This is a genomic window from Micromonospora sp. SCSIO 07396 (assembly GCF_053667945.1).
Map to the genome: position 1 here is coordinate 2,335,843 of NZ_CM132210.1, position 20,564 is coordinate 2,356,406.

A 20,564-nucleotide genomic window follows, 5' to 3' on the forward strand; every position below is an offset into this window, starting at 1 on the left:
CCGACGCCTCGACGGACGCCGATCCCCCCTGTGGTCGTACGGCCGGCCGGGTCGCCGGCGTCGTCGAGTCTGATGGCGTCACGCTCCAGCCGTCGGTGGTCAGGGACGACCCGCCGACGTCCGTGATCAGCGGCGCGTCAGGGGCCGTGTCCACGCTGGCAGAGCGGAGGTACCGTTGTCTTCCGCAGACGTGCTCACCCGGTGGGCTTCCCGGCACCGCCACCGGTGTGCGATAGAACTTCCATCACGAGCATGTCCCACGTGGCGCGGGGCGGCATCTGGTGGCCCACCCCCTGCAACGGCAACAGCCGGGCGACGGGCAGTTCGGCGGCCAACGCCTCCCCGTGCCCGTACGGGAAGAGCGGGTCCTCGGTGCCGTGCACCACCAGGGCCGGCACGGTGATGCCGGGCAGCGCGTCACGGTACTCCGCCCCGCCGTCGATCGACCAGTGGTTGGCCAGGCTGGCCCGGATGTCGACGGTACGCGCCACCGCCCGTGCCACGAGTTCCCGCAGCTCCGCTCCGGCCAGTGGGACGCTGCCCGTCAACGGTCGCTGGCCGGCGGCGATGTGCTCCACGACGGAGTCCGGGTCGGCCCAGTCCGGGTCGGGCCGGGACTTCCCGAAGCTCGCCATCAGCGCCTGCGTCATCGGCGGCAGGTCGGGGTAGGGGCGCTTGCCGATCCGTAGGGCGGGGCTGGTCGAACTCAACGTCAGCGAGGCGACCCGATCCTGGTGCTCCACGGCGAGCCGCTGGGCGATCGCGCCGCCCATCGAGATGCCCCAGACGTGGGCCGCCCCGAGGTCGAGCCGGTCGATCAGGGCGGCGGCGTCGGCGACCAGGTCGTCGAAGTGGTAGTCGGGGGCGCCGGCCGGCCAGCCGGTGGACCGGCCGGTGTCGCGGTGGTCGTAGCGCACCACGTACCGGCCGCCGTCGGCGAGTCGCCGGCACAGCCCGTCGGCCCACCAGTCCATCGAGTTCGACGCCCCGCTGACCAGCAGCAACGCCGGATGTCCCGGCGAGCCGAAGGTGTCGACGCAGATCCGCACGCCGTTGGCGGGGACGTGTCGTTCCGTCCCCGCCAACAGGTCCTCGTCGCCAACGGTCCGATGTGTACTCAAGACGGTCTCCTCATGCCCTCGGACCACGCGCGGGAATTCCGCGACCACCGCCGGTCACCATGCGGGATGATTATCCGCCCCACCGCCTGAGCAAACCGCGTAAAACGCCGGCTATGCCACGAGATGTTCCACCGAGTGGAGAAGCTCGTCGAGGTCGTCGGTGACCACCCTCCCGTCCCGCCAGCGGGCCAACGGGTCCGTCCGTACCGCCGCCCGCAGCCGCTCGGCCCGCTGCACCGTCGGCTCCGGGTCCGCCCCGTCCCCGGCCCGGTGGGCCAGCGCCGCGTCGATCCGGTCCAACCGCGCCCCAGCGGTCTCCCACACCGCCTCCGCCGCCGTGACCACCTCGGCGACCCCCCGGAACAGCTCGTCCATCCGGGCCACCGCCGCCGCCACGGTCAACTCCACCCGGCCGTCGTCAGTGATCCGCCGCCGCGCCAGCGGCGGCGGCGGGCCGGTGACCACCACCGACGCCTGGTCGAGCAGGGCACTGACCCGGGCCAGCTCCGCCCCGGACGGCTGCCCGGGGCCGGCGAACGGCCGGACCACCTCGTCGACCACCGCCGAGTAGGCGTGGTAGACCGTCCACAACTGCGCCAGATCCGCCCGCGCGGCGGCCCACCGACGGGCCGACTCCCCGGTCAGCTCGGCGGCGGCCAACAGATGCCGGTCCAGGTGCCGTTCCAGGTCCACCAGGTTGGCCTGGATGGCGTCCCGGTCGGTGACCGCCGCCGCCACCGCCGCCCCGGCCTGCGGCGGGGACAGCACGTCGACGGTGGCGGTGGCCAGCAGCGGAGCCCGCAGCAGCGCCGGTGGTCGCGGCGTCGGCCGCCGTCGCCGGGCCAGCGCGGCGTCCACCCGGGCGGCGAGCGGCTGCTCGACCAGCCGGTGGCTGAGCGTGGCCAGCAGCACCGCGCCGAGCAGGGTCACCGTCTCGAGCTCCCAGAACCCGGCCGTGCCGTACAACTCGCGGATCGGGCGGACGGCACCGCTGAACACGGCCCCCGGCTGGAGGTAGAAGTGCATCACCGCGAAGTGCCACAGGTAGACGCCGTAGGAGACCTTGCCGAGGTGGACCACCGGGCGGGCGGTCAGCACCGCGTCCACCATCCGGGTCCGGGCCGCGCCCGGCGACACCAGCGGCAGCGACGCGAACAACCCGAACAGGGCCACCATCAGGTACGTCATGAACAGGCCACTGGTCGAGTAGATCGCGTCCATTCCGATCACACTGAACGGACGGGCGCAGTTGACCAGGTAGACCGCGACCGCGGCGACCCAGAACAGCCCCGGGCGCAGCGCGGCGAGCCGCAGCAGCCGGGGCGTGTCCCCGGGCGACACCTGCGACAACGCCAGCAGCACGGCCAGCCCGAGGCCGATGCCGATGGTCGGCGCGAACCCCTGCGGCCACCAGAACACCATCCGGTTGTCCCAGCCGTTGCCCTTGACGAAGAACAGCCAGCCGATCCCGATGGCGATCAGCACCGGCACCGGGAGCAGCAGCCGCCGGGCCCGCGCCACCGGGGTCGCGCCCCGGGCGGCGAAGCGGTGGCTCGCCCAGGCGATCAGCGGCAGCGCCAGGTACCACTGCACCATGCTCGGCACCGTCCAGCTGACCTCCATCCCGTTGATGAAGTGCGGCGCGAACGGGCTCGGCGAGTAGATCTGCAACAGCAGCAGCGGACGCAGCACGTACCAGGGGCCGTCGATGGCGTCCCGGTTCAACGCCACCAGCACCACCAGGTACATCAGGTAGTACGCCGGCAGCAGCCGCATCAGCCGACGGACCATCGTCGCGCCCTGCGGCGGGCGCGGCCGGCCCGCGATGATCGCCCGGGCCAGCGGCAGGTACAGGTAGAGCGCGGGCAGGACGAAGAACACCCCGATGAACGAGGGCAGCCCGCTGACGAAGAACCCGCCGAGGAAGTTGCTCGGCGGTCGGGGCGCACCCAGCGCCTTGGTGCCCAGCAGCCCGGAGAACATCGCCACGTGCACGGTCAGCAGCGCCAACGCCGCCAACCCGCGGATGCCGAAGATCGCCGGGTCCCGGTCACCGCCCGTACGGCCCGTGGCGGCCGTGGCCCCGCCGCTGTCCCTGGTCGTCACGCTCACGTACTCGTCCTTTCGGTCCGGCCGGCGGTGCGCCGACCGGGATCCGGCCGGGACCCACGGCACGCGGGATGGTCGTCGCCGGCGTCCTGCGGGCCGGGAGGTCAGCGGATGACGGACCGCACGAACCGCAGCGTCGTACGCACCTCGGGGCTCTCCGCCAACTCCACCGCCCGCTTCAGCTCAGGCACCCGGTCGAGGACCAGGTCCCGCAGCCGGCGCAGCTCGGCGGAGTTGATGCTGAAGGTCGTGGTCCCGTCCTCGTTCTCGGTCACCTGCGGCACGTGTCCGCCTCCTCGTCTCGGCCGTCCGCGCGGCGCCGGGTGCCGGCACCGCGCCGTCGGGGCCGCGGCTGTCGGCGGCACCCGTCGTACCCGGTTCGAGGATGGAACCGCCGAGGTGGGGGGTCATCTCCGAGCGTGCTCAGCCCGCTCGGGCCGACCCCGCCGGCCGGCCGACCCGCGCCGCGTCGACCGGCCGCGCCGCCCGTGGGCCGGTGACCGTCCGCATTGGGCACGTTCGAGGACGTGCCGCCCCCTCGTCCTCTGCTTCCATGGGCAGCACACCTGGCGAGCCGCACGCCCGGCGGTGTGCGTGGCGGGGCGCTACCCATCCCCGCCCCGCGTGGGCCGCCGACCGAGTTCAGGGAGGCACCGCAGATGGGCGACCACGTCGCAGCGAGCAGTACCGCGCGAAGCGGTGGGGTGATCGACCGGCTACGCGCCGCCTTCGGCGGCGGGCCACAGGCTCCGGTGACGCCCCGCATCCTGGGCGACCGGGCGGTGGTGGCCGGCGGCAGCATCGCCGGCACGCTGGCCGCCCGGGTGCTGTCCGACTGGTACCGGGAGGTCGTCGTGGTGGACCGCGACGAGGTGCTCGGGGTCACCGGGATGCGCAAGGGCGCGTCGCACGCCGTGCACGCGCACGGGCTGCACGCCCGGGGTTACCTGATCCTGTCCGATCTCTTCCCCGGCCTGCTCGACGACGCCAAGGAGCTGGGCCTGCCGGTCCGCGACTTCGGGCTGATGCGGTGGTACTTCAACGCCCGCCCGATCGCCCGTACCGAGACCGGGCTGCTCTCCGTGGCCGGCAACCGGCCGGTGCTGGAGAATTACCTGCGTTCCCGGGTGGCCGGGCTGCCCAACGTGACCTACCGGCAGCACACCGACGTGCTGGGGCTGGTGGCCACCGCGGACCGGGGCCGGGTCACCGGGGTCCGCATCCAGCAGCGCACCCCGGGCAGCCCCGAGGAGCGAATCGACGCCGACCTGGTGGTCGACGCCACCGGCCGGGGCTCCCGGCTGCCTGTCTGGCTGGCCGAGCTGGGCTACGAACGGCCGGTCGAGGAGCGGATGACGATCGGGCTGGCGTACACCACCCGCACCTACCGGCGGCGGCCCGGCACCTTCGACGGGCCGGTCGCGATCAACCCGGTGGCCTCGCCCGAGCACCCCCGGGGGGCGTTCTTCGGGCAGACCGCCACCGGTGACTTCCGGCTCAGCCTCACCGGCATCCTCGGCGACCACCCGCCGACCGACCCGGCGGGCTTCGAGGAGTACGTCCGGACCCTGCCGGTGGCCGACATCCACCAGGCGGTCCGCGACGCCGACCCGACCGGCGACGCGGTGTCGTTCACCTTCCCGGCCAGCGTCTGGCGGCACTACGAGCGGCTGTCCCGGTTCCCCGCCGGGCTGGCCGTGCTCGGCGACGCGGTGTGCAGCTTCAACCCGGTCTACGGCCAGGGGATGACCGCCGCGGCGATGCAGGTGACCGCGCTGCGCCGGTTCCTCGACCGGCAGCCCGGCGTCGACGGCCGCTCCTACCTGCGGGACGTGGCCCGGCTGATGCGCCACCCGTGGCAGCTGTCCACCCGTACCGACCTGGACTTCCCCGGGGTGGGGCCGCGGTCGCTGCCGATCCGGCTGCACAACGCCTACCTGGTCCGCCTCCAGTACGCGATGACCAAGGACCCCGAGGTGACCCGGGCCTACATGCGGGTCGCCGGCCTGGTCGACCCGCCGCGCATGCTGTGGCGGCTACCGCTGGTGCTCAGGGTGCTCCGGCTGGCCCGGGACATGCCGGCCACCTCGCCGGTCCCCGAGCCCGCCCCCACCCCCGCCGCCGGGCCGGTCCCGACGCCCGCGCCGGCCGCCGCGCCGGCCTCCGGGGTGGGGGACGAGCCGGCGGGCCCGGTGGACGCCGGGCAGCGCTCCGGGTCCTGACCGGACTCGGACTGACCGGCGGCGGGGCGTAACGACCTGCCGGGGTCCACCCGGGCGTCGGCGTCGCCGTGGCACGCCGGGACGGTCACCGCGCCGACCGGCACGGGGGCGCGGTTTGACCCGGCCCGTTCTGCCCGGGCGGCAGCCGCCGGGCCGGCTGCCGGCCCGGCCGATGAGGGCGGAGCCCGGGGACACCGCGCGGACCGGAGCCCGGGACGGCAGCCGGAGCCGGCGCGGGAACCGGCTCCGGCTGCGCCCCGCCGATGCTCCGGGCCTCGTCGCCCGGCGGGGTCTGCCGCTGCGCCGGGTGGACCGCGTGGTCGCGTGCCGTGGTGCTGGCGCTGATGCGAGGGAGAATGCCGGCGCGGTGGCCGCGAGCAGCGGCGTGCCGGGCGTCGGCACCCGGAACCGCACCCCGGCGGGGCGGCGGGAAGCCCGCAGCGGGAGCGTCCTGCACGGAGGGTGTCGTGCCCCGCGGGCACAGCGGTGACTGCTGGGCATGCGGCTGCCGGAGAAACCGTCACCCGGCCGGCTTCCGCACCGGTCCGCGTGGGACCACCCGCATCCTGCGCGGGGTCGGGCCCGCATCCTGCGCGGGGTCGGGGCCGGGGGGAAGGCCGGCGGGCGACGAGGCGACGGGACCGGGCCCCGGTCAGCCGGTCGGCTCCATCGCGTCCGGGACGCCGGCCAGCGCGGGGCCGTAGCGGCGGGCCGCCGTCAGGGCCGCCCAGGCGGTGACCGCGACCAGGGCGTCGTCACCGGGATGGTGCGCCCGGAAGTCCGCCACCACGGCGTCGGTCACCTGGTAGGAGGCGAACGCCGTGAGCAGGGCGAGCCGTCCCGCCGGGCGGTGCGCCGGGGACAGCGCGGTGACCGCGTCGTCCACCCAGGGGTGGGCGCTGACGCCGGTCGGGCCCTCCTGCGGGTCGGCACAACGGGCGACGACCAGCTCCCGTACCCCGGCGGGCACCACCTGCCGGCCGGCGTCCCCGATCGCGGCGTAGCTGCGCGCCATCGCCTCGGCGAGCACCGTCGGGCCCGCCCAGGCCAGGTCGGCCGGCGGCGCGACCTCGGGCAGCAGCGCCAACGCCGCCCCCGGCGGGCGGGGACGGCGGGCCAGCGCGCCCATCACCCGGGCCGCCGTGCGGTGCACCATGCCCCGGGCCACCGACGGGGTGTCGGGCAGCGGTGAGTCCCGCAGGAAGACGTTGACCATCCGGTTGAGGTAGTGGAAGACCACCGCCACCCCGACCAGCTCCGGCAGTTGCTCAGGCGGCGCCGGTGGCGGCCCGGCCGGCCCGTGCGGGGAGGGCCGCCGCGCCCACCGCGACAGCGGACCCCACTCGCCGTCGTCGAGCCGGTCCACCGCCGGGCCGGCCCCGTCGGGTGTCGGCAGCAGGCCGATCAGGGTCGCCCCGTGCACGTCGACGCAGTACGGGCAGCGGTTCGCCATGGACACCGCCGCCGCCACCGCCTCCTTCGCCGGCCGCCCCGCCGCACCGGTGGCCACCAGGGTCTCCCGCAGCATCGCCCAGCTCGCCGCCAGCACCTGCGGGGCGGGGGAGTGCAGCGCCACCGGTGGCGCGAGCATGCCGAAATCCTGCTCCACCTGGGCGTACACCCGGGCGACGAGGCCCTCCGCGCGGTACGGGTCGACCGGGCGAACGTGCCGTACGTGGGCGAGGACGGTGCGCCGGGTGGCGCGGGCCAACAGGGTCCCCACGGTCATCCCCTTCCAGGTCAGGGCGGTCCCCCGGCCGGATGCCGGGGGACCGTGGTCGGGGTCAGCGAGCCTGGAGCACGGCGCGTCGGCCGGCGGTCGCGCCGTCCGGCGCGGGTGCGCCGTAGGTGACGGCGATCCCGCGTTCCCGGGCGGCCCGGACGATGCCCGGCACGGCCCGTTCGGCCAGCGCGCTGATCGTCAGGGCCGGGTTGACGGTGAGCGCGCCGGGCACCGCCGACCCGTCGGTGACGAAGATGCCCGGGTGCCCGCGCAGCTCGTGCCGGTCGTCCAGGGCGGAGGTCGCCGGGTCGTCACCGATGCGGCACGACGCCAGCGGGTGCACGGTGTACGCGCCCACCAGGTCGTTGGTCCACGGCATCACCTTCGCCAGGCCGTCACGTTCGACGATGTCCTTGACGTCGGCGTCGGAGAGGTTCCAGCCCCGCCAGGTGTTGGCGGTGGGCTGGTAGCGCAGCGGGCCGTGCCCCAGCATCTGCTGGGAGAACCGGTGCGCGTTGCCGGTCTCCGGCGGCGGCCCGAACACGCCCTCGTTGTCGTCCTCGGACATGGTGAAGACGGTCAGCCAGGACTTGAAGTGCCGCATCAGCTCCTTCTTCTCCACCCCGAACCAGCTCGGCCCGGTCGCGTCGGGCACCTGGGCGAGGATGGTGCCCAGGCCGGGCGGGAAGTAGAGCTGCTCCAGCGAGTACCGCTCGTACTCGGGCAGGCTGGCGTCGAGCTTGTCCCAGCTGGCGACCGTCGGGCCCCGGCCGATCTGGTACGCCTCGTAGGCGACGCCGTCACCCCGGTCCAGGCCCAGCACCTCACGGACCCGGTCCTCGTCGAACACGGCGGTGTTGAGCCGTTCCCCGTTGCCGGAGAAGTAGCGGCCGACGGCCCTCGGCATCGGGCCCAGCGTCGGCTCGGACCGTTGCAGGATGACCGGGGTGGCCCCGGCGCCGGCCGCGACGATGACGATCTTGGCATCGATGGTTCCGATGTCGTGCAGGACCCGGTAGTCCTCGTCGTCGACGATCCGGTAGTGCACCCGGTAGCCGCCGTCGTCGGTGCGGGACAGGTGCTGCACCTCGTGCAGCGGCCGGATCGTCGCCCCGTGGGCCAGCGCCGCCGGCAGGTAGTTCAACAGCAGCGACCGTTTGGCGTCGAAGCGGCAGCCGGCCATCATCCAGTTGCAGTTGGTGCACTTGTCCAGGTCGATGGCCGACGGCACCGGGTTGGCCGTGCGGCCGGCGTGGGCGCACGCCGCCGCCCACAACCCACCGGGGTACGGCACCTGGTCCCAGCTCTGGCTGGTCACCGGCAACGCCTCGACCACCCGGTCGTACCACGGGTCGAGGGTGTCCCGGTTGATCGCGGCCGGCCACATGCGCCGGCCGATCGAGCCGTGCCGTTCGAAGACGAACCGGGGCGCCCGGGGCATGGTGGCGAAGTAGACGACGCTGCCGCCGCCCACGCAGTTGCCGCTGAGCACGCTCATCCCGTCCCCGACGACGAAGTCGAACGCCCGGGTGTACGACGAGCCCAGCTCGAAGTCGTGGTCGAACTCCTGGCTGGACAGCCACGGCCCGCGTTCCAGGATCACCACCTTCGCGCCTCCGGCGGCCAGGTGGTAGGCGGTGATCGCGCCACCGAAACCACTGCCGATGATCAGGACGTCGGTGCTCTCGGTGCTGCTCATGCCGGGCTCCCGGTGGGGGTCGTGTCGGGGTGCAGGGGGGCCAGGGGACGGCCGTAGGAGTAGTTCGGGTAGCGCCACAACCCGTCGACGTCGGGCCGGTGGTAGCCGAGGTGCAGCAGGCCGGGGTGCCCGTCGGCGAGCGCCGCCACGGTGGGCAGGTGCGCCGCGCTGTCGAAGGCCATGTTGCTGAACAGCGCCAGGCCGACCCACATCTGCTTCTCCGGGTGCTCCGGGTCGGTCAGCCGGCGGACCAGTTCGGTGCGGTGCTCGAACGGCAGGGCCACGAACGCCGGCAGCGTCGGGTCCAGCGCGACGCCCTGCTCGGCGGCGTACTCACCGGCGTGCATGTCGAGGGTGACGGCCAGCCCGTCGAGCGAGTCGGCCAGGCCGCCGGCCGGCAGTTCCAGCAGCTCCAGCGCCCCGGCGGCGACCGCGCCGCCACCGGGGGCGGCACCCGCCACGACCCGGTCGTCCGGGCTTCTCTTCTCGCCCGGGACAATGGTGTCGGCGAAGGCCTCGATGGTCATTGTCCGCGCTACGTCTGCGTCGGTGGTATCGGACTGCACGACGCCTCCTGTCCGGTGCGAAATTGTTCCGGGAGAAACTGCGGTGATGCGTTCACCGTGGGTCGCGCGAATGTCGGTGCCACCCGGTGGCGGTGGCATCCGGGCACCGTTGCTGCACGATTCCGTTGCCGCACATCGTGCACGCACCGGGCCCACCGAAACACCTTCCGAAGTGCGCTGGCCACCCCGTCGTGACCCCGGCCGCCGCCGGGCGGCCGGTGGAGGCGGCCCGGCGGCGGCCGGTGGCGGTCAACCCGGTGGACACACCTGCGCACGCCCGGAGAAGCGGGAGCGCCACCGTGGCCCGGACGATGGGTGGACCCGTGACCGGCGTGCGCCCGCAGGTGCCCCGGCGGGTCCCCGCCCGTTGCCCGACGGCACCGACCGTCAGGCGTCCCCCCAGGGAGATGGCCATGCCGACCACCCTCGGTTCGCTCCGCAGGCTGCTGCTCACCCCGTCCCTGGCCGAGGTGACCTTCGCCCGGCGCGGCTTCCCCGTCGTCGATTCGGCGGCCACCCGGCGTCTGGAGGCCATCCCGCAGACGGTGATCTGCGGTTTCGAGTGGGCGATCGACGCCCGCGACCAGTGGGAGGTGGAACGACGCCTGGAACTGGTCGACGTCGAGCTGCGCGGGTTCGCCTACGAGGGGGCCACGATGGCCTTCACGGTCCGTGACGCGATGGCCGGTGGGCGCGGCCACCGGACCCGGGACCTGCTGCGCGGGCGGGCCGAACGGCACACCTTCCTCACCTACATCGGGATCGGCTTCGCGATGGCCAGGCTGCCCCGTCCCCTGTGGCGGCGGGTCCTGCCCGACCTGACCGGCATGCGGTACTACCCGACGATGAGCTGGCTGGCCGTCGACGGGTACGGCTTCGACCGGGCCTACTTCGACACCGACCAGTGGGTACGGCAGCAGTACCGCCCCGCGGCGTACCCCTGGCAGGGGCATCCCGACTACTTCGCGCGCGCATGCGACCAGGGCGTCGGCCGGGCGCTGTGGTTCATCCACGGCGCCCAGCCGGACCAGGTGGCGACCGCCGTGGAGCGGTTCGACAGGTCCCGGCGTCCCGACCTGTGGAGCGGCGTCGGACTGGCGGCCACGTTCGCCGGGGGCTGCGACGCGGCCGGCCTGGCCACGTTGGCTCGGCTCAGCGGCGTCGACCGTCCGCACCTCGGCCAGGGGGCGGTGTTCGCCGCGAAGGCCCGCGACTACTCGGGTCACATCCCCGGGCACACCGGGGTGGCCCTGCACGCCCTCGCCGGAATGTCGGTGGAGCACGCCTCCGTACTGGCCGACGACGTCGCGGTGGACACCGCCGCCGGGCCGGACCTGCCGGCGTACGAGCTGTGGCGGGCCCGGGTGCGCGACCGGGTGCCGGTCGCCGACCCGGCGACCCCGGCCTGAACCGGTCGGCGGACAGCCGGCGGCCCCCGTCCCGCTCCGGGACGGGGGCCGCCGGCCGTCACGCCGCGATGGTGTCGAACTGGCCGGGTGCACGGCCGGGGCCGGCCGGACCCCGGTAGGCCTGCGCCAGGTCCAGCCAGCGGTCGGCCTCCGTGCCGACGGCGGTCAGCGCCAGGTCGGCGCGGTGCCGGCGGCGGGTGACCAGCAGGCACAGGTCGGCCGCCGGGCCGGTGATCCGCTCGGTCGCGTCCGCCGGGCCGAACTCCCAGACCTCCCCGCCGGAGGGCGCGGTGATCTCGAACCGCAGCGCGACGTCCGGGGTGTCCAACCCCCGGGCCTGGTAGCCGAAGTCCCAGGTGCGGACGGCGAAGTCGACCAGGTGCCGCAGCCGGTCGGTACGTTCGGGGCGGATCCCGAGCGCGTCGGCGATGTCCTGGCCGTGGCCGAACAGCTCCATCATGCCGGCGGCGGCCAGCACCGGCGCGGGCAGCGGCCGGACCAGCCAGGGCACCGTCTGCCCGGCCGGCACCGCGGCCAGGGCCTGCTCGGCGGTGGCCCGTTCCTCGCGCCACTTGGCCAGCAGCGCCGGTGGCGCAGCGGACAGGTACGGCGAGAGCGCGGTACGGACGTTGCGGTTGAAGTCGGGCCCGAACTGCTGGGCGAGTGCGAGGAACCCCGCCGGGTCCGCCGCGGCCAGGCCGGCGAGCCGGAAGGTGGCCGCCAGATGGGCGATCTGGTGGGCGATGGTCCACTCCGGCGCGGGGGTGTCCAGCGCCCACTGTGCGTCGTCGAGGCCGGCCACCATCCGGTCGACGGCGTCACCCTCCAGGGTCAGGTCGACGAAGACGTCGTTTCGTGCGCTCACGCGTCTGTCCTCTCGCTCGTCAGCAGGGGCGAGCGTGGCCCGGCGCGTCCGAGGGCACCGGTTGCCACGCACGACGCCGATCCCGTCGCCGCCTGACGCGCGGGGCGGCAGGTGGCCGGGCCCACGTCGACGGCGTCACGTCAGCACCAGCAGCATGCGGGCCCGGCGCGGGCGCTGTCTTCTCTCGTCATGCGCTGGCGGCCCACCACCGTCGCGGGTTGCGCACCGTGGAAGAACCGTCGACCGGGCCGGCCGGCGCATGCTGACCACGATGGGCCCGGCCGTCGACGTCCGGCGAACCCCGGCAGGTACGCGGGCCCGCCAGGGGGAGAACTCATGGTCGCCGCACGGGTCGCGTCCTCGGTGGTACGCCGGCAGGTCAGGTACGTCACGCCGGTGCCGGCCGGGACCGCCCGGGGACTGGTGGCCGACGTCTACGCCCAGGCGGAGCGGGAACAGAAACTGGTGGTGCCGCCCGTGCTGCTGCACTCCCCGGCGCCACCGGTGCTCGCCGCGTACTGGATGTTGATGCGGGAGCCGCTCGTGGCGGGACGGACGGTGGACCGCCGCACCAAGGAGGCGGTGGCCGCCGGGGTCTCGGTGGCGAACACCTGCCCGTACTGCGTGGACATGCACAGCATCAGCCTGTACGACCTGGCCACCGAGGACGACGCGGAGGCCGTCGCCGACGACCGGATCGTGGACCTGCGGGACCCGGCGGTCCGGGCGGTGGCCGGCTGGGCCCGGCACGCCCACGCCACCGCCACCGCGCCCCCGTTCCCGGCGGCGCATGCCCCGGAGCTGGTCGGCGTGGTGGTCGCCTTCCACTACCTGGCCCGGGTGGTCAACGTGTTCCTGCCCGACCACCTGCTGCCGGCCGGGCTGACCGGTGCGGCCCGACGCCGGTTCAAGCGGGCCGTCGGCCGGCTGCTGCGGCCCACCCTGCGGGGCGCGCCCCGGCCGGGACGGTCACTGGCGCTGCTGCCGGCGGCGACGCTGCCGGACGACGCCGGATGGGCCGCCGCCGACCCGGTGATCGCCGGTGCGGTGGCCCGCGCCTACCGGGCGTTCGACCGGGCCGGCGAGGAGGCGGTGCCGGCGGCGGTCCGGGCCCTGCTGCGCGAGCGGCTCGACCGGTGGGACGGGTCGTCACCGGGCCCCGGCCGGGACTGGTACGACGACGCCTGCGCCGGGCTGCCCGGGCCGGACCGGGCGGCGGGCCGGCTGGCGTTGCTGACCGCGTTCGCCTCCTACCGGGTCGACGACGAGGTGGTCGGCGCGTTCCGGGGCACCGCGCCGACCGACCGTGCGCTGGTGCAGGCGGTCGCCTGGGCGGCGTACGTGGCGGCCCGGGAGGTCGGCCGGCGCTGCCTGCGCCCGGCTGCCCGGTGAACCAGCCGGTCAATTACCGGGCCCGGTGGGTAATGCGCCGGTGGCGCACCTTAGAAGTAGACGATCTGTTTCGCCGCTGAAAACATAACTTCGGGAGGCATCCCTCCTGACGTGCGAGAAGATAGGGGGACGCCCGGTGTCGAATCCATTCCTGAGACTGCGGCGACGCATTATCACGCCATCGTCGTCGGAGACCAAAGTCGACGTTCGCGGTTTCCACCGAAAGAATCCGGCGGCCGTCGAACTGTTGGAAACCGTCGGCGAGTCATTTCTGACCGGGTACGCTGCGGCCGCCGAGGCGCGGACCCCCGCCGACGCGGAGCCGGCGCTGGAGACGGTGCGTCCGCAGTTCCGGGGCTTCGCCTACGAGGGGGCCGCGATGGCCCTCGCCGTGCTGGACGCCCTGCCCGGCGGCCGGTCGGACCGGGTGCAGACGTTCCTGGCCGGCCGGGGCGCCGACCACGTCTACATGGCCTACGTGGGGGTCGGCTGGGCGATGGCCCGGTTGCCCCGGTTCCGCTGGTCGAAGCTGTACGCCCCGGACCCGTTGCTGCGCTGGCTGGTGCTCGACGGCTACGGTTTCCACCAGGCGTACTTCCACACCCGCCGGTACGTGCACGAGCAGTACCAGGAGCAGGACTTCCCGTGGCCGGCCGACGGCCCCCGCTGGTACGCCCGCCGCGCCATCGACCAGGGCATCGGCCGGGCGATGTGGTTCGTCGGCGGCACCGACGCCGGGGTGGTCGCCGACCTGATCGACCGGTTCCCGGCCGAGCGTCGCAGCGACCTGTACGGCGGCGCTGGCCTCGCGGCCACGTACGCCGGGGGCGCCGACGCCGACGAACTGCGCCTCTTCCTCGACCGGGCCGGCAAGCACCGCGCCGAGGTCGCCCAGGGCAGCGCGTTCGCCGCGACCGCCCGGCTCACCGCCGGCCTGGAGACCCCGCACACCGGCCTGGCCACCTCGGTGCTGGCCGGTGCCACCCCGGTGGAAGCGAACCGGATCTGCGACGAGCAGCGGCCGACCGGCGACAGCCCGTTGGAGCCCGGCTACGAGATCTGGCGTCGGGCCATCGCCGACGAACTGCGGATACGCGGAAGGCGCTGACGGGACGTCCTGTCCCCATCCCTCCCGTCCCGCCGATCGCCGGGTGGTCCCGGCGCAGCCTCCCTCCCCACACCTGCCCACGCCTCGGCAGGCGCCTCGCCACGCCCGTGGCGACCCGAACGGTAAGGAGATCGTGCCCGCATGACCAGGATCGCCATCGTTGGCATGGCGTGCCGATACCCGGACGCCACCTCGCCCCGAGAACTGTGGGAGAACGCCCTCGCCGGTCGCCGGGCCTTCCGCGCGCTGCCCGACGTCCGCATGCGGTTGGCGGACTACTGGGACGCGGACCCGAGCGCCCCGGACCGGTTCTACGCCCGCACCGCCGCCGTCATCGAGGGGTACGAGTTCGACCGGCTCGCCTACAAGATCGCCGGCAGCACGTACCGCTCCACCGACCTGACCCACTGGCTCGCCCTGGACATGGCCGCCAAGGCGTTGGGCGACGCCGGCTTCCCGGCGGGGGAGGGGCTGCCGCGTGACCGCACCGGTGTGGTCGTGGGCAACACCCTCACCGGGGAGTTCGCCCGCGCCAACGTGCTGCGGCTGCGCTGGCCGTTCGTCCGTCGTACGGTCGCCACCGCGCTGCACCAGCAGGGCTGGGAGGACGACCGGTTGGCGACCTTCCTCGACGAGCTGGAGGACCGCTACAAGGCGCCCTTCCCGGAGATCGACGAGGACACCCTCGCCGGCGGCCTGTCCAACACCATCGCCGGGCGGATCTGCAACTACTTCGACCTCAACGGCGGCGGGTACACCGTCGACGGCGCCTGCTCGTCGTCGTTGCTGTCGGTCGCCACCGCCTGCCGGGCCCTGCTCGACAACGACCTCGACGTCGCGGTGGCCGGCGGGGTGGACCTGTCGATCGACCCGTTCGAGATCGTCGGCTTCGCCAAGACCGGCGCGTTGGCCCGCGACGAGATGCGGGTCTACGACAGGCACTCCAACGGCTTCTGGCCGGGGGAGGGGTGCGGGATGGTGGTGCTGATGCGGGAGGCCGACGCGCTCGCCGCCGGCCACCGCAGCTACGCCACCATCGCCGGCTGGGGCATCTCCTCCGACGGCAAGGGCGGCATCACCCGTCCCGAGGTCAACGGCTACCAGCTCGCCCTGCGCCGGGCGTACGAGCGGGCCGGGTTCGGCATCGAGTCGGTGCCGCTGTTCGAGGGGCACGGCACCGGCACGGCGGTCGGGGACGCCACCGAGCTGACCGCCCTGTCGCAGGCCCGCCGGGAGGCCGACCCGACCGCACCGCCCGCCGTGATCAGCTCCATCAAGGGCATGATCGGGCACACCAAGGCAGCGGCCGGGGTGGCCGGCCTGATCAAGGCGGCGCTGGCCGTGCACCACCAGGTGCTGCCGCCCGCGCTCGGCTGTGTCGACCCGCACGAACTGCTCACCCGCGACGACGCGACGCTGCGGGTGCTGCGGACGGCCGAACCGTGGCCGGACGGCCAGCCGGTACGCGCCGGCATCACCGCGATGGGGTTCGGCGGCATCAACACCCACGTGGTGCTGGACCAGGCCGGCACCGCCCGCCGGGTCGCCTTCGACACCCGGACCGCCCGGCTCGCCACCTCCGTGCAGGACGCTGAGCTGTTCCTGGTCGACGGTGCGTCCCGCGACGAGGTGCGCCAGCGGCTCCAGGAACTGCTCGACTACGTGCCGACCCTGGCCCAGGGGCAGCTCGCCGACGTGGCGGCCACCCTGCACGACCAGCTCGCCGACCGGCCGTACCGGGCGGCGGTGGTGGTGTCCTCGCCGACCGACGCGCAGCAGCGGCTGCGGCGGCTGTGCGAGCTGATCGACTCCGGTGAGACCCGGCTGGTCGACGGCGACGGGCGCAGCTTCCTCGGTCACGTCGGCGGCGTCGGCCGGATCGGCTACCTCTTCCCCGGCCAGGGTGCCGGCCGGGGCACCAGCGGCGGGGCGCTGCGTCGCCGGCTCGCCGAGGTGGACCAGGTGTTCCGCCGGGCCGACCTGCCCGTGGCCGGGGACATGGTGGCCACCGCGCTGGCCCAGCCGCGCATCGTCACCGGCTCCCGGGCCGGCCTGGCCGCCCTGGATCTGCTGGGGTTGGACGCGACCGTCGCGGTCGGGCACAGCCTCGGTGAGCTGTCCGCCCTGCACTGGGCCGGCGCGATCGACGACGAGACGCTGCTGCGGGTGACCCGGGCGCGAGGCGCGACGATGACCGAGCACAGCTCCTCCGGGGTGATGGCCAGCGTCAACGCCGGACCGGAACGGGTCTCCGCGCTGGTGGCCGGCGTACCCGTGGTGATCGCCGGCTACAACGGCCCGGAACAGACGGTGGTGGCCGGCACCGAGGAGGCGGTCCGGGCGGCGCTCGACCTGGCTGCCGGGGCGGGCCTCGGCGCGTCCCTGCTGCGGGTCTCGCACGCCTTCCACTCGCCGCTGGTGGCGCCGGCGGCGGACGCGTTCGCCGGGCACCTGGCCCGGGAGTCCTTCGGCCCGGTCCGCCGGCGGGTGGTCTCCACGGTGACCGGCGAGACCCTGCCCGCCGAGACGGACCTGCGGGCGCTGCTGCACCGCCAGATCACCGACCCGGTGCTGTTCGCCCAGGCGGTGGCACTGGCCGCCAAGGACATCGACCTCTTCGTGGAGGTCGGTCCGGGTCGCATCCTCAGTGGCCTGGCCGGGGCGATCACCGACGTGCCGGCGGTGGCCCTGGACACCGACGACGAGTCGCTGCGCGGGCTGCTGCGGGTGGCCGCCGCTGCGTTCGTGGTGGGTGCCGCGCACGACTATCCGGCGCTGTTCGACGACCGGCTGCGCCGACCGCTGCACCTCGGGGCCGAGCAGCACTTCTTCGCCAGCCCCTGCGAGCAGGCCCCGCTGGTGGACCTGCCGGAGGCGACCCGGGCGGAACGCCCCGCCCCGACCGACGCCGACGGGCCGGTCGACGGCGAGTCCACGGTGCAGATGCTGCGCCGGCTGGCCGCCGAGCGGGCCGAACTGCCGCTGACCATGGTGCACGGCGAGAGCCGGCTCCTCGACGACCTGCACCTCAGCTCGATCACCGTCGGGCAGATCATCAACGAGGCGTCCCGGCTGGTGAACGTGCCACCGGCGCAGGCCCCGACGAACTTCGCCACCGCCACCGTCGCGGAACTCGCGGTGGCGCTCGACGAGCTGTCCGCGACCGGCCAGGCCGGTGACCACGACCGGACGCCCGCCGTCACCGGCGCGGCGGCCTGGACCCGCGCCTTCGCCGTCGACGGTGAGCCGGCCGGGCCGCCGGTTCCGACCGGCGGTGGCGTCCCCGGCCGGTGGCAGGTCTTCGCCCCCGACGGGCACCCGTTGGCCGCGCCGCTGCGGCACGCCCTGGAACGGGCCGCCGTCGACTCCGGCGTGCTGGTGTGCCTGCCGGCCGAGTGCGCCGAGGAGCACCTCGAACTGGCCCTGGCCGGCGCGAAGGAGGCCCTGGCCGGGCCGGCCGGCACCCGCTTCGTGCTGGTCCAGCGGGGGCGGGGCGCGACCGGGGTGGCCAAGACCCTGCGCCTGGAGGCCCCGCAGCTGCGGGTGACCGTGGTGGACACCCCGGCCGGGCCGGAGGCCGTCGACCGGGTCGTCGCCGAGGTCGGCGCGACCACCGGATACCAGGAGAGCCACTACGACGACGCCGGGGCCCGGCGACTGCCGGTGCTGCGGGCGCTGCCGGTACGCGCGGCACAGCCCCACCCGCCCCTGGACGACACCGACGTGCTGCTGGTCACCGGGGGTGGCAAGGGCATCACCGCCGAGTGCGCCCTGGCCGTGGCGCAGCGGACCGGTGCCGCGTTGGGGCTGCTCGGGCGTTCCGACCCGGCGCAGGACACCGAACTGGCGGACAACCTGCGCCGGATGACCGCCCACGGGGTACGCGTGCACTACGCCCGCGCCGACGTCACCGACGCCGCCCAGGTCGCCGACGCGGTCGCCGGGGTGCGGGCGGCGCTGGGCCCGGTGACCGCGGTGCTGCACGGCGCGGGCCGCAACGAGCCGGCCGCGCTGACCGCCCTGGACGCGGCGGCGCTGCGGCGGACCTTCGCCCCGAAGCTGGACGGCCTGCACGCGGTGCTCGCCGCGGTCGACCCGGGGCAGCTGCGTCTGCTGGTCACCTTCGGCAGCATCATCGGCCGGGCCGGCCTGCGCGGCGAGGCGCACTACGCCACCGCCAACGACTGGCTGGCCGGGCTCACCGAGGAGACCGGCCGCCGGTTCCCGAACTGCCGGGCGCTGTGCCTGGAGTGGTCGGTCTGGTCCGGGGTGGGGATGGGCGAACGACTGTCGGTGGTGGAGTCACTGAGCCGCGAGGGGGTCGTCCCGATCAGCCCCGACCAGGGCGTCGAGGTGCTGCTGCGGCTGCTCGACGACCCGGACGTGCCGCCCGTGGTGGTGGTCAGCGGCCGGGCCGAGGGGATGGACACCCTGCGCTACGACCGGCCGCCGCTGCCGCTGCTGCGCTTCGTGGACAAGCCGCTGGCGTACTACCCGGGGGTGGAACTGGTCTGCGAGGTCGAGCTGACCGCCGGCGCCGACCGGTACCTCGCCGACCACCTGCTCGACGGGAACCTGCTCTTCCCGGCGGTGTTCGGGATGGAGGCGATGACGCAGGTCGCGGTGGCGGTCACCGGCCGCTCCACGGTGCCGGTGGTCGAGCAGGTGGAGTTCCCCCGGCCGATCGTGGTGCCGCCCGACGGCAGCACCGTCATCCGGGTGGCGGCCACGGTCACCGACGACGCCGTCGTCCAGGTGGCGATCCGCAGCGCCGAGACCGGGTACGCCACCGACCACTTCCGGGCCCGGCTGCGGTTCACCGACACCGTCGTCCCCGACGGCCCGCCCGGACGCACCGACCCGGGTCTGCCGCAGGTGCCGCTGGCACCCGAGCGGGACCTGTACGGCGAGTGGCTGTTCCAGGGCGGCCGGTTCCAGCGGCTGCGCCGGTTCCACCGGGCCGCCGCCCGCGACGTCGACGCCGAGGTGGCCGTCGGTGGCGGCGACGCCTGGTTCGCCGGCTTCCTCCCCGCCGACCTGCTGCTCGGCGACCCGGGCACCCGGGACGCGTTCATGCACGGCAACCAGGTCTGCGTACCCGACGCCACCCTGCTGCCGGTGGGCGTGGAGCGGATCTGGCCGGCCGGGGCGCGGATGTCCGGCACCGGCACGGTGCGCTGCTGCGCCACCGAACGCAGCCGCGACGGCGACACCTACGTCTACGACATCGCGGTCCGCGACGAGTCCGGGGCGGTCGTCGAACGCTGGGAGGGCCTGCGGTTGCAGGCGGTCCGGCACCGGGGGGGCCGCGGGCCGTGGCTGCCGGTGCTACTCGGCTCGCACCTGGAGCGGGGGCTCGGCGACGTGCTCGGCGCCCGGGTCGCGGTCACCGTGGAACCCGACGGGCCGGGGGAGACCCCCCGCCGGGAGCGGACCGCCGTCGCCGTCGGCCGGGCCCTCGGCGCCCCCCACGAGGTGCGGTACCGCCCGGACGGCCGGCCGGAGGTCGACGGCGACCGGGCCGTCTCGGCGGCGCACGGCGCGGGGGTGACCCTGGCCGTCGCGGCCACCGGGACGGTCGGCTGCGACGTCGAGCCGGTGGCCGAGCGGTCGACGGCGGACTGGGCGGGCCTGCTGGGCGTCCACGCCGGACTGGCCGCGCTGATCGCCGGGGACCGGGACGAGAGCGCGCACACCGCGGCGACCCGGGTGTGGGGCGCGGTGGAGTGCCTGCGCAAGGTGGGCCTGCCGGCGGACTCGCCGCTGACCCTGACGCCCGGCGGTCCCGACGGCTGGGTGGTCCTGGCCTCGGGTCCGCTGCGCGTCGCCACGTTCGCCACGAGCCTGGTGGACATCCCGCAACCGGTGGTGTTCACCGTGCTCACCGACGGGTGGAGTTGAGCATGGACAAGTACTTCGAGTACCCGCACACGGTGGGTTTCGAGGAGACCAACATCGTCGGCAACGTCTACTACGTCAACTACCTGCGCTGGCAGGGACGGTGCCGGGAGATGTTCCTCAAGCAGCACGCCCCGGACGTGCTGGCCGACCTCCAGGACGACCTGAAGCTGTTCACCCTGAAGGTCGACTGCGAGTTCTTCGCCGAGATCACCGCCTTCGACGAGTTGTCGATCCGGATGCGCCTGGTCGACCTGGTGCAGACCCAGCTGGAGTTCAGCTTCGACTACGTACGCCTCGACCCGGGCGGCGGCGAGACGCTGGTCGCCCGGGGGCGGCAGCGGGTGGCCTGTATGCGCGGGCCGAACAACCGGACCGCGCCGACCCGGGTGCCGGAGGCGCTGACCCGGGCGTTGGCGCCCTACACGGCCACCGTCCGGGCCCAGTGACGG

Annotated in this window: 13 protein-coding genes; 6 read left to right on the forward strand and 7 right to left on the reverse strand. The window is 74.6% G+C overall.

Features of this window, described 5'->3' with window-relative positions:
• Positions 1–194 precede the first annotated feature (194 nt).
• The 3 genes from ACWCHM_RS09785 to ACWCHM_RS09795 form a co-directional block, all read right to left on the reverse strand.
• Positions 195–1,121: an alpha/beta fold hydrolase gene (locus ACWCHM_RS09785; protein ID WP_204960479.1), complete on the reverse strand. Its 927-nt coding sequence runs from the start codon at positions 1,119–1,121 to the stop codon at positions 195–197.
• Between the two features lie 111 nt (positions 1,122–1,232).
• On the reverse strand, positions 1,233–3,233 hold the full coding sequence (locus ACWCHM_RS09790) for an acyltransferase family protein (protein ID WP_204960480.1): 2,001 nt from the start codon (positions 3,231–3,233) through the stop codon (positions 1,233–1,235).
• 101 nt (positions 3,234–3,334) lie between these two features.
• Complete coding sequence (locus ACWCHM_RS09795) at positions 3,335–3,514, reverse strand: hypothetical protein (RefSeq protein ID WP_204960481.1); 180 nt, start codon at positions 3,512–3,514, stop codon at positions 3,335–3,337.
• A 375-nt stretch (positions 3,515–3,889) separates the two neighbouring features.
• Here ACWCHM_RS09795 and ACWCHM_RS09800 point away from each other — a divergent pair, with 375 nt between their 5' ends.
• Positions 3,890–5,452 (forward strand): FAD-dependent oxidoreductase, encoded by a 1,563-nt coding sequence (locus tag ACWCHM_RS09800; protein WP_204960482.1) that lies wholly within the window; start codon positions 3,890–3,892, stop codon positions 5,450–5,452.
• 652 nt (positions 5,453–6,104) lie between these two features.
• On the opposite strand, the gene ACWCHM_RS09805 is transcribed toward ACWCHM_RS09800, so the two are convergent.
• The 3 genes from ACWCHM_RS09805 to ACWCHM_RS09815 form a co-directional block, all read right to left on the reverse strand.
• Entirely contained in the window at positions 6,105–7,175 is a 1,071-nt protein-coding gene (locus ACWCHM_RS09805; RefSeq protein ID WP_454222159.1) for a carboxymuconolactone decarboxylase family protein, read from the reverse strand.
• A gap of 61 nt (positions 7,176–7,236) precedes the next feature.
• Positions 7,237–8,874 carry an FAD-dependent oxidoreductase gene (locus ACWCHM_RS09810; protein ID WP_454222160.1) on the reverse strand — a complete coding sequence of 546 codons (1,638 nt, stop codon included), beginning with the start codon at positions 8,872–8,874 and terminating at the stop codon, positions 7,237–7,239.
• Positions 8,871–9,440, reverse strand: coding sequence for a DUF5987 family protein (locus ACWCHM_RS09815; RefSeq protein WP_204960485.1), 570 nt, complete (start codon positions 9,438–9,440; stop codon positions 8,871–8,873). Before ACWCHM_RS09815 ends, ACWCHM_RS09810 begins: the two co-directional genes overlap by 4 nt.
• Positions 9,441–9,853: 413 nt before the next feature.
• Here ACWCHM_RS09815 and ACWCHM_RS09820 point away from each other — a divergent pair, with 413 nt between their 5' ends.
• Positions 9,854–10,849 (forward strand): DUF1702 family protein, encoded by a 996-nt coding sequence (locus ACWCHM_RS09820; RefSeq protein ID WP_454222162.1) that lies wholly within the window; start codon positions 9,854–9,856, stop codon positions 10,847–10,849.
• 58 nt (positions 10,850–10,907) lie between these two features.
• On the opposite strand, the gene ACWCHM_RS09825 is transcribed toward ACWCHM_RS09820, so the two are convergent.
• Positions 10,908–11,654, reverse strand: coding sequence for a TIGR03084 family metal-binding protein (locus ACWCHM_RS09825; RefSeq protein ID WP_454223048.1), 747 nt, complete (start codon positions 11,652–11,654; stop codon positions 10,908–10,910).
• A 396-nt stretch (positions 11,655–12,050) separates the two neighbouring features.
• Between ACWCHM_RS09825 and ACWCHM_RS09830 the strand changes: the two genes are divergently transcribed.
• From ACWCHM_RS09830 to ACWCHM_RS09845, 4 genes are all read left to right on the forward strand, one after another.
• A complete protein-coding gene (locus ACWCHM_RS09830) occupies positions 12,051–13,106 on the forward strand; it encodes a carboxymuconolactone decarboxylase family protein (protein ID WP_204960488.1) in 1,056 nt (351 codons plus the stop codon).
• A 136-nt stretch (positions 13,107–13,242) separates the two neighbouring features.
• Positions 13,243–14,214 (forward strand): DUF1702 family protein, encoded by a 972-nt coding sequence (locus ACWCHM_RS09835; protein ID WP_372446006.1) that lies wholly within the window; start codon positions 13,243–13,245, stop codon positions 14,212–14,214.
• 141 nt (positions 14,215–14,355) lie between these two features.
• Positions 14,356–20,115 carry an SDR family NAD(P)-dependent oxidoreductase gene (locus ACWCHM_RS09840; RefSeq protein WP_454222163.1) on the forward strand — a complete coding sequence of 1,920 codons (5,760 nt, stop codon included), beginning with the start codon at positions 14,356–14,358 and terminating at the stop codon, positions 20,113–20,115.
• A gap of 2 nt (positions 20,116–20,117) precedes the next feature.
• Complete coding sequence (locus ACWCHM_RS09845; RefSeq protein ID WP_091242950.1) at positions 20,118–20,561, forward strand: acyl-CoA thioesterase; 444 nt, start codon at positions 20,118–20,120, stop codon at positions 20,559–20,561.
• Positions 20,562–20,564: the final 3 nt, after the last annotated feature.

Bases quoted from the DNA above. Each gene is read 5' to 3' on its own strand.
- ACWCHM_RS09800 (WP_204960482.1), top strand. From the start codon at position 3,890: ATGGGCGACCACGTCGCAGCGAGCAGTACCGCGCGAAGCGGTGGGGTG.
- ACWCHM_RS09810 (WP_454222160.1), bottom strand. From the start codon at position 8,874: ATGAGCAGCACCGAGAGCACCGACGTCCTGATCATCGGCAGTGGTTTC.
- ACWCHM_RS09820 (WP_454222162.1), top strand. From the start codon at position 9,854: ATGCCGACCACCCTCGGTTCGCTCCGCAGGCTGCTGCTCACCCCGTCC.
- ACWCHM_RS09825 (WP_454223048.1), bottom strand. From the start codon at position 11,654: ATGGTGGCCGGCCTCGACGACGCACAGTGGGCGCTGGACACCCCCGCG.
- ACWCHM_RS09830 (WP_204960488.1), top strand. From the start codon at position 12,051: ATGGTCGCCGCACGGGTCGCGTCCTCGGTGGTACGCCGGCAGGTCAGG.
- ACWCHM_RS09840 (WP_454222163.1), top strand. From the start codon at position 14,356: ATGACCAGGATCGCCATCGTTGGCATGGCGTGCCGATACCCGGACGCC.
- ACWCHM_RS09845 (WP_091242950.1), top strand. From the start codon at position 20,118: ATGGACAAGTACTTCGAGTACCCGCACACGGTGGGTTTCGAGGAGACC.